The organism is Nocardia vaccinii NBRC 15922 (assembly GCF_001613305.1).
Taxonomy (GTDB): domain Bacteria; phylum Actinomycetota; class Actinomycetes; order Mycobacteriales; family Mycobacteriaceae; genus Nocardia; species Nocardia vaccinii.
The window spans coordinates 1-9,038 of record NZ_BDCC01000008.1 but is presented as its reverse complement, the minus strand read 5'-3'; the positions used below and the strand labels follow the sequence as shown (position 1 = coordinate 9,038).

At 66.4% G+C, this 9,038-nt stretch carries 8 protein-coding genes; all 8 read left to right on the top strand.

Translation table 11 applies throughout. The annotated features are described in order from the left end of the window. The first annotated feature begins 325 nt into the window (after positions 1-325). The 8 genes from NV1_RS04660 to murA all read left to right on the top strand — a co-directional run bounded on the left by NV1_RS04660 (position 326) and on the right by murA (position 8,816). On the top strand, positions 326-1,135 hold the full coding sequence (locus NV1_RS04660; protein ID WP_067885878.1) for a F0F1 ATP synthase subunit delta: 810 nt from the start codon (positions 326-328) through the stop codon (positions 1,133-1,135). A gap of 132 nt (positions 1,136-1,267) precedes the next feature. After that, positions 1,268-2,905: a F0F1 ATP synthase subunit alpha gene (gene atpA / locus NV1_RS04655; protein WP_067885876.1), complete on the top strand. Its 1,638-nt coding sequence runs from the start codon at positions 1,268-1,270 to the stop codon at positions 2,903-2,905. A gap of 61 nt (positions 2,906-2,966) precedes the next feature. After that, a complete protein-coding gene (locus NV1_RS04650; RefSeq protein WP_067885874.1) occupies positions 2,967-3,938 on the top strand; it encodes a F0F1 ATP synthase subunit gamma in 972 nt (323 codons plus the stop codon). Positions 3,939-3,965: 27 nt separating this feature from the next. Further along, complete coding sequence (gene atpD / locus NV1_RS04645; protein ID WP_067885872.1) at positions 3,966-5,414, top strand: F0F1 ATP synthase subunit beta; 1,449 nt, start codon at positions 3,966-3,968, stop codon at positions 5,412-5,414. Between the two features lie 6 nt (positions 5,415-5,420). Further along, complete coding sequence (locus tag NV1_RS04640) at positions 5,421-5,798, top strand: F0F1 ATP synthase subunit epsilon (protein ID WP_067885870.1); 378 nt, start codon at positions 5,421-5,423, stop codon at positions 5,796-5,798. Positions 5,799-6,389: 591 nt separating this feature from the next. Then, a complete protein-coding gene (locus NV1_RS04635) occupies positions 6,390-6,809 on the top strand; it encodes a DUF2550 domain-containing protein (protein WP_067885868.1) in 420 nt (139 codons plus the stop codon). Between the two features lie 51 nt (positions 6,810-6,860). After that, entirely contained in the window at positions 6,861-7,478 is a 618-nt protein-coding gene (locus NV1_RS04630) for a cob(I)yrinic acid a,c-diamide adenosyltransferase (RefSeq protein WP_067885866.1), read from the top strand. Positions 7,479-7,553: 75 nt separating this feature from the next. Next, positions 7,554-8,816: a UDP-N-acetylglucosamine 1-carboxyvinyltransferase gene (gene murA / locus NV1_RS04625; RefSeq protein WP_067885865.1), complete on the top strand. Its 1,263-nt coding sequence runs from the start codon at positions 7,554-7,556 to the stop codon at positions 8,814-8,816. The last annotated feature ends 222 nt before the right edge of the window (positions 8,817-9,038 follow it).

The following is a 9,038-nucleotide window of genomic DNA, read 5'->3' as shown; positions in this document are numbered from 1 at the left end:
TCAGCGGCCGGAGGCGGCAGCGGAGCGTGACCACGCAGGCCGCCCTGTACAGGCATGAACAAACGCTGCCTGGACAGGTCAGCGGCCGGAGGCGGCAGCGGAGCGTAACCACGCAGGCCGCCCTGTACAGGCATGAACAAGCGCTGCCTGGACAGGTCAGCGGCCGGAGCCAACCGACCCGACAGCAGGGCGTCACCACGTCGGTTGTCGCGTACAGGCATAATCCAACAAAGCCTGAGCGGGTCGGCGGCCGGAAGCGGCAGCGATGTGCGACCACACGGGCCGCCACGCACAGGCAGGAGCCAACACAGTGAAAGTGGGAAGCATGTACGCAGCGAGCCGCGAGGCGAATTCCCGTGCACGGGAAGCTCTTTCGGCTGCTCTGACCGGGAGCGACACCGTCGCCGCCACGACGGGATCCGAACTGTTCGCCGTGGTCGACGTCCTGGACGGCGAGCGCTCGCTGCGTGTCGCGCTCGCGGACAAGTCGGTGTCGAGTTCGGTGCGCGCCGAACTGGCCGAACGTCTGTTCGGCGGCAAGATCAGCGTGGCCACGCAGGCCGTGCTGACCACCGCCGTCGCCCAGGACTGGTCCCGTAGCCGGGACCTGGTCGACACGCTGGTGCTGCTCGGCCGGGAGGCGCTGCTACGTGCGGCCGCCGATCGCGGGCGCATCGACGCGGTCGAGGACGAGCTGTTCCGGCTCGGCCGGGTCGTCGAGGACAATCCGGATCTCGAGCAGGCACTGGCCGACCGCGGTAAGTCGGCGCAGGCCAAGCGTGAGCTGGTCGCGCGCCTGCTCACCGGCAAGGTCGAGGACATCACCCTGCAGCTGGCCGAGCAGGCGGTCAGCCGCTCCAATGGAGCGGCCTCCGGCGTTTTCGACGAGCTGTCCGATCTGGCCGCGTCGCTGCGCAAGCAGATCGTGGCCCATGTGCGTGCGGCGACGGAACTGACGCCGCAGCAGCGCGAGCAATTGGCGGCCTCGCTGCAGCGCATCTACGACAAGCCGATCACGGTGCATGTGCAGGTCGATCCGAGCCTTCTGGCCGGTGTCGTCGTGCACGTCGGCGACGATGTGATCGACGGCAGTGCCGTGGGCCGGCTACAGCGACTGCGTCAGTCTCTGACGTAAAGCGGCGGCCACCCCACCCGACATTCGAGACCAGGCCGCCTGGGCGGGTCAGCGGCCGGAGGCGGCAGCGGAGCGTAACCACGGAGGCCGCCCCGCACAGGCAGAATCCAACACAGCGAGAGCAGGAAGAACATGGCGGAGCTGACGATCTCCCCCGACGAGATCCGTAGCGCGATCCAGAGCTACACCCAGGCCTACACCCCCGAGACCTCCATCGAGGAGGTCGGTACGGTCACCGACACCAGCGACGGTATCGCCCACGTCAGTGGCCTGCCCTCGGCGATGGCGAACGAGCTGCTCGAATTCCCGGGTGGCGTGCAGGGCGTCGCGCTGAACCTGGAGGACACCGAGATCGGCGCGGTCATCCTGGGTGAGTTCGACTCCATCGAAGAGGGTCAGACCGTCCGGCGCACCGGCGACGTGCTGTCGGTGCCGGTCGGCGACAAATTCCTGGGCCGCGTGGTCGACCCGCTCGGCGCGCCGATCGACGGCCTCGGCGATATCGAGGCCGACGACCGCCGCGTGCTCGAACTGCAGGCCGCCTCGGTGCTCGAGCGTCAGCCCGTGGGCGAGCCGATGGCGACCGGCATCACCGCCATCGACGCGCTGACCGCCATCGGCCGCGGCCAGCGTCAGCTGGTCATCGGCGACCGCAAGACCGGTAAGACCGCGGTCTGCATCGACGCCATCCTGAACCAGAAGGCGAACTGGGAGTCGGGCGACCCGACCAAGCAGATGCGCTGCATCTACGTCGCCATCGGTCAGAAGGGTTCCACCATCGCGGGTGTGAAGGCCGCGCTGGAGGCGCACGGCGCGATGGAATACACCACCATCGTCGCGGCGCCCGCGTCCGACTCGGCCGGCTTCAAATGGCTTGCGCCGTACACCGGTTCGGCCATCGGCCAGCACTGGATGTACCAGGGCAAGCACGTGCTGATCGTGTTCGACGACCTGTCCAAGCAGGCCGAGGCGTACCGCGCGATCTCGCTGCTGCTGCGTCGCCCGCCGGGCCGTGAGGCGTACCCGGGTGACGTCTTCTACCTGCACTCGCGTCTGCTGGAGCGTTGCGCGAAGCTCTCCGACGAGATGGGCGCGGGCTCCATGACGGGTCTGCCGATCATCGAGACCAAGGCCGGTGACGTCTCGGCGTTCATCCCGACCAACGTCATCTCCATCACCGACGGTCAGGTCTTCCTGGAGTCCGACCTGTTCAACAAGGGTGTGCGCCCGGCGATCAACGTCGGTACCTCCGTCTCCCGTGTCGGTGGCGCCGCGCAGACCAAGGGTATGAAGCAGGTCGCCGGTTCGCTGCGTCTGGAGCTGGCCCAGTATCGCGAGCTGGAGGCGTTCTCCGCCTTCGCCTCCGATCTGGACGCCGCCTCGCTGGCTCAGCTCGAGCGCGGTGCGCGCTGGGTCGAGTTGCTCAAGCAGGACCAGTACTCCCCGGTCGCGGTCGAGGACCAGATCGTCTCGATCTTCCTGGTCGACGCCGGTTACTACGACTCGGTGCCGGTCGGCGACGTCCGCCGGTTCAACGCCGAGCTGCTCGAGAGCCTGCACCGCGGTGCGGCCGCCGCGTTCAAGACGATCGAGGGCGGCAAGAAGATCGAGGGCGAGACCGCCGATCTGCTCAAGGCCGAGACCGACAAGTTCAAGCACGGCTTCATCACCTCCGACGGCAGCCGCGTGGTGAACGAGCCCGCGGCCGGTCAGCTGGACCACGAAGAGGTCGAGTCCGTGTCCGTCCACCGCAAGCACGTCGAGAAGTAAACGCGAGCAGCCAATGCGATTGTCGGACAGCCGTACACCGAATGAAGGGAGTGAATAGCTGATGGCCAATATTCGCGAATTGCGCTCCCGCATTCGTAGTGTGAGTTCGATCAAGAAGATCACCAAGGCCCAGGAGCTGATCGCCACCTCGCGGATCAGCCGGGCACAGGCCCGGGTCGCCGCGGCCAAGCCGTATGCGGAGGAGATCACCAAGGTGCTCGGCGAGCTCGCCGGCGCCTCGCAGAATCTCTCGCATCCGCTGCTGACCGAGCGGGCCGAGCCCACTCGGGCCGCGATCCTGGTGATCACCAGCGACCGCGGTATGTGTGGTGGGTACAACTCGAACGTGCTCAAGCGCGCCGAGGAACTCATGACGACGCTGCGCTCCGAGGGCAAGGAGCCGGTGATCTACGTGATGGGCGCCAAGGGCCTGTCGTACTACACCTTCCGCAACCGCCGCCCGATGGGCTCGTGGACCGGATTCTCCCAGCAGCCGCACTACACCGACGCTTCCTCCGCGTGCAATCACCTGGTGGACGCGTTCATGGCGGGCGCCGCGGGCGAGGTGCCCGCGCCGAACGGCGAAGGCACCATCGCCGGTGTGGACGAGTTGCACATCGTCTACACCCGGTTCGTGTCGATGCTGTCGCAGACGCCCGAAGTGCGTCGGCTCGCGCCGATCCACGTGGACATCATCGAGGAGACCTACGACCTCGGCGAGGACATGATGTCCGATTCGCCGACCGCGCAGATTTCCTCGCTGTACGAGTTCGAGCCAGATGCGGACAAGCTGCTCGGCGCACTGCTGCCGAAGTACATCAACACCCGCATCTACTCGTCGTTGCTCGAAGCCGCGGCCTCGGAATCGGCCGCGCGACGCACCGCGATGAAAGCGGCCACCGATAACGCCAACGACCTGGTCAACAATCTGACCCGGCAGGCGAACTCGATCCGGCAGGCCAACATCACGCAGGAAATCAGCGAGATCGTCGGTGGCGCGAACGCGCTGGCGGCGGCGTCGGATCGCGACTAGCCCACTGCCCACCCAGGAAGAAGAGAAATGACCGCAGCTGTTACTCGAGAGAACACGAGTCGGGCGGGCGCTGGTACAGGCCGCGTCGCCCGAGTCATCGGCCCCGTCGTCGACGTCGAGTTCCCCCGGGGTTCCATCCCCGAGCTCTACAACGCCCTGCACGCGCAGGTCACCCTGCCCTCGGTGGCCAAGACGCTGACCCTCGAGGTCGCGCAGCACCTGGGCGACAACATCGTGCGCACCATCTCGATGCAGCCCACCGACGGCCTCGTCCGCGGCGTGGACGTCGAGGACACCGGCAAGCCGATCTCGGTGCCGGTCGGCGACGTGGTCAAGGGCCACGTCTTCAACGCCCTCGGCGACTGCCTGGACACGCCCGGCCTGGGCCGCGATGGCGAGCAGTGGGGCATCCACCGTCAGCCGCCGCCGTTCGACCAGCTCGAGGGTAAGACCGAGATCCTGGAGACCGGCATCAAGGTCATCGACCTGCTGACCCCTTACGTGAAGGGCGGCAAGATCGGCCTGTTCGGTGGCGCCGGTGTCGGCAAGACCGTTCTGATCCAGGAGATGATCACCCGTATCGCGCGTGAGTTCTCCGGTACGTCCGTGTTCGCGGGCGTCGGTGAGCGCACCCGTGAGGGCACCGACCTGCACCTGGAAATGGAGGAGATGGGCGTCCTGCCGGACACCGCCCTGGTTTTCGGCCAGATGGACGAGCCGCCGGGCACTCGTATGCGCGTGGCCCTCTCGGCCCTGACCATGGCGGAGTACTTCCGCGATGTGCAGAACCAGGACGTGCTGCTGTTCATCGACAACATCTTCCGGTTCACCCAGGCCGGTTCCGAGGTCTCGACCCTGCTGGGCCGCATGCCCTCGGCCGTCGGTTACCAGCCGACCCTGGCCGACGAGATGGGTCAGCTGCAGGAGCGCATCACCTCCACGCGTGGTCGTTCGATCACCTCGATGCAGGCGATCTACGTTCCGGCGGACGACTACACCGACCCCGCCCCGGCGACCACCTTCGCCCACCTGGATGCGACCACCGAGCTTTCCCGCCCGATTTCGCAGAAGGGTATCTACCCGGCCGTCGACCCGCTGACCTCGACCTCCCGCATTCTGGAGGCTTCGATTCTGGGTGACCGGCACTTCGCGGTGGCCAACGAGGTCAAGCGAATCCTGCAGAAGTACAAGGAACTTCAGGACATCATCGCCATCCTGGGTATGGACGAGCTGTCCGAGGAGGACAAGGTCCTCGTCGGCCGCGCCCGTCGCCTGGAGAAGTTCCTGGGTCAGAACTTCATCGTGGCCGAGAAGTTCACCGGTCAGGTGGGTTCGGTCGTGCCGCTGGAGCAGACCATCGACGACTTCGAGCGCGTCTGCAAGGGCGAGTTCGACCACTTCCCCGAGCAGGCGTTCAACTCCTGCGGTGGCCTGGACGATGTCGAGGCGGCTGCGAAGAAGATCGCCGGGAAGTAGCCCATCATGGCGGATATGTCAGTGGATATGGTCGCCATCGAGCGACGGCTGTGGTCGGGACAGGCGAGTTTCGTCAGCGCCCAGACCACCGAGGGGCAGATCGGTATTCTGCACGGCCACGAGCCGGTCCTGGGGCAGCTGGTCGAGGGTGGCATCGTCACCATCGTCAGCTCCGAGGGCGAGCGCATCGTCGCGGCGGTGAACGGCGGATTCTTCTCCGTGACGGGGTCGACCGTGCGAATTCTGGCCGAGACGGCCGATTTCGCGGACGATGTGGACGTCGAGGCCGCGCGTGCGGTCATCGCCGACCCGAATGCCTCCGAACAGGACAAGAACGCCGCGGAAGGTCGTCTGCGTGCGGTCGAGCTGAGCGCTCGCGCCTGAGAAGAGTTCTCACGACAACCGAATTCGGCAAACCGCGCGGCGGCCCCGGACATTTCCGGAGCCGCCGCACGGTTTTTTTGTTGTGTGATAACAGCAGCCGGACGATTACGGCAACGAGAGTCACGAGGCGCACCCGACGGTGAACGGCCCGCATGCCAGTGTCAGCTGGACCGATGAGACTTTCGCGGTCAACGGACGCGGCGGATACGCGCAGGCTCGGGCGTTCCCCTCGCCGATGTCTCGACCAAAGCGGGGGAGAGCATCATCTCGGTGTGGTTCGCCATGGGAGCCCCGTGGCAGGTCCCGCAGATCGTGGCGTGCGGCCGGGTACGCCGTGCGTGTGCGCCGGCGACCCGGTCGCCGGCGTCGTTCGAAGGGTATCGGAACACCTTGTGCGCGTGGGCCTTTCACGAGTGCGCCGAATTCGCCCCGGGACGCGCCGGAAGAGGCCCGCAACTGGGGTGTACCGGCCGATTTCCGGTGCGAGGTTGTTTGTAGACTCGCCCACACGGTGACGTTGTATGGGATGACACGCCACTAGCACCGGCATCAGGGGCAGAGCGAAGGGACGGACCTGGATTGCGGACCGGAATGGCGTTGCTGATCATTCTGGTGTTGGTGCTTGTCGGTCTGGGGTTGGCCTCGCTTTATCGTCTGCTGATGTTGCGTCGCGGCGGAACGGCGGCGATCCTGCGGGTACTCCCGGCCAAGGGCGGTCAGGGTTGGCGGCACGGCTTGATCCGGTACGGCGAGGATCAGCTGGTCTTCTACAAGCTGACCAGTCTCAGATTCGGTGCGGATTCGACAATTCGGCGCCTCGGTATCGAGGTGGTCGATCGACGCGGTCCGGTCGGCGACGAGTACGACATCATGACCGACGACATCGTCGTGATCGCGGTCTCCGACGGTGACGGCAGCTATGAGCTGGCACTCGATCGCGGCGCGCTCGCGGCATTCCTGTCCTGGGTGGAGTCTCGTCCCTCCGAACGGGTTCGACGTCGTCCGGGATAGTGGAGGAAGAACACCTATGGTCGGCCAGAACACCCGGAGAGGCGGGGGAGCATGAGTGTGCATCTGACGCGTATCTATACGCGGACCGGCGACGATGGCACCACCGGATTGAGCGATTTCTCGCGAGTGGACAAGACCGATCCCCGGCTGGTCGCCTACGCCGACTGTGATGAGGCCAATGCCGCGATCGGTGTCGCAATTGCGCTGGGGCAGCCCGAGCCGAAGGTGATCGAGGTGCTGCGTCAGGTGCAGAACGATCTTTTCGACGCGGGCGCGGATCTGTCCACACCCGTTGTGGCCGAGCCGAAGTATCCGCCACTGCGCATCACCCAGTCCTACATCGACCGTCTCGAGCGATACTGCGACGAGTTCAATTCCGAACTGGCGCCGCTGAATTCGTTCATCCTGCCTGGTGGCACCCCGTTGGCCGCACTGCTGCACACCGCCCGGACGGCGGTGCGCCGTGCCGAGCGTTCGGCGTGGTCGGCGGTGCGAGAACACTCCGACGACATCAGCGTGCTGCCCGCGAGATATCTGAATCGGTTGTCGGATCTACTGTTCATCCTCGGCCGGGTGGCCAATCCGGATGGTGACATCCTGTGGCGTCCTGGTGCCGCCGGGCGATCGGAGACGGACGGAGAGGCCACGACCGATGGCCCCGCCCGTTAGGCTGGCCCCCGTGAGTCAACCACCGACACAGCGTGCGGCACGCACGGCGCAGGCCAGCCCCGTCGAGGGGGCGCTGTGAGTGAACGGTTTCTGGTGACGGGAGGCAGTCGGCTCGTCGGTGAGGTCGCGGTCGGCGGCGCCAAGAACAGCGTCCTGAAACTGATGGCCGCCGCGCTGCTCGCCGAGGGCACGACGACGATCACGAACTGCCCCGACATCCTCGACGTGCCGCTGATGGCCGAGGTGCTGCGCGGCCTGGGCTGCGATGTCACCGTCGCGGGATCCGTCGTCACCATCGATACTCCGGCCGAGCCGAAGTATCACGCCGATTTCCCCGCGGTGACGCAGTTCCGCGCCTCGGTCTGTGTCCTGGGTCCGCTGATGGCGCGATGCCGCCGGGCCGTGGTCGCACTGCCGGGCGGTGATGCGATCGGTTCGCGGCCGCTGGACATGCATCAGACGGGCTTGCGTCTGCTGGGCGCGACCAGCGAGATCGAGCACGGCTGTGTGGTCGCTCGCGCCGACGAGCTGCAGGGCGCCCGGATCCGGCTGGACTTCCCCTCGGTGGGTGCGACCGAGAACATCCTGATGGCCGCGGTGCTGGCCGAGGGCGAGACGATCATCGACAACGCCGCTCGTGAGCCCGACATCGTCGACCTGTGCACGATGTTGATCAGGATGGGGGCGCGGATCGACGGTGCGGGCACCTCCGTCCTCACCATCGAGGGCGTGCGCAAGCTCTCGCCGACGACCCACCAGGTGATCGGTGACCGAATCGTCGCCGCCACCTGGGGAATCGCCGCGGCCATGACCTTGGGTGATGTGCGCGTCCAGGGGATCAATCCCAAGCACCTGTCGCTGGTGCTGGACAAGCTGCGCTCCGCGGGTGCGCGAATCTCGTTCGAGCCGGACGGTTTTCGCGTCGTGCAGCCCGAGCGGCCGCGGGCGGTGAACTTCGCGACCCTGCCCTTTCCGGGGTTCCCGACCGACCTGCAGCCGATGGCCATCGGCCTGGCCGCGATCGCCGACGGCACCTCGATGATCACCGAGAACGTCTTCGAGGCGCGGTTCCGTTTCGTCGAGGAGATGATCCGGCTCGGCGCCGACGCCCGAACCGATGGTCATCACGCGGTCGTCCGCGGCATCCCGCGGTTGTCGAGTGCGCCGGTGTGGTCCTCGGACATCCGGGCCGGCGCGGGTCTGGTGCTCGCGGGTCTGGTCGCCGACGGCGTCACCGAGGTGCACGACGTCTTCCACATCGATCGCGGCTATCCGAAGTTCGTGGAGAACATGCGCTCGCTCGGCGCCGGCATAGAGCGCGTAGGAAAAAGCTCCTGACCAGGTGATTTGACATGGTCGGCGGCAACACGTAACTTATTCCGAGTCAGCGACGCGGACACCGACCCGGAGCCGAGAGGCCCGGGACACGAGGATGTACGCAGAACGTCTGGCGATCACACTGGATCAACCAAGAGCGCGGATTTGGTTTCGCCGCTCGTGTTGAGCTAAGCTGTAAAAGTTGCCCAGCCGATCGACCCGGTTCACTCCGGTGAGACTCTG

Coding starts and splice junctions, on each gene's coding strand:
- atpD (WP_067885872.1), top strand. CDS start 3,966: ATGACCGCAGCTGTTACTCGAGAGAACACGAGTCGGGCGGGCGCTGGT.
- NV1_RS04630 (WP_067885866.1), top strand. CDS start 6,861: ATGAGTGTGCATCTGACGCGTATCTATACGCGGACCGGCGACGATGGC.
- NV1_RS04640 (WP_067885870.1), top strand. CDS start 5,421: ATGGCGGATATGTCAGTGGATATGGTCGCCATCGAGCGACGGCTGTGG.
- NV1_RS04650 (WP_067885874.1), top strand. CDS start 2,967: ATGGCCAATATTCGCGAATTGCGCTCCCGCATTCGTAGTGTGAGTTCG.
- atpA (WP_067885876.1), top strand. CDS start 1,268: ATGGCGGAGCTGACGATCTCCCCCGACGAGATCCGTAGCGCGATCCAG.
- NV1_RS04635 (WP_067885868.1), top strand. CDS start 6,390: ATGGCGTTGCTGATCATTCTGGTGTTGGTGCTTGTCGGTCTGGGGTTG.
- NV1_RS04660 (WP_067885878.1), top strand. CDS start 326: ATGTACGCAGCGAGCCGCGAGGCGAATTCCCGTGCACGGGAAGCTCTT.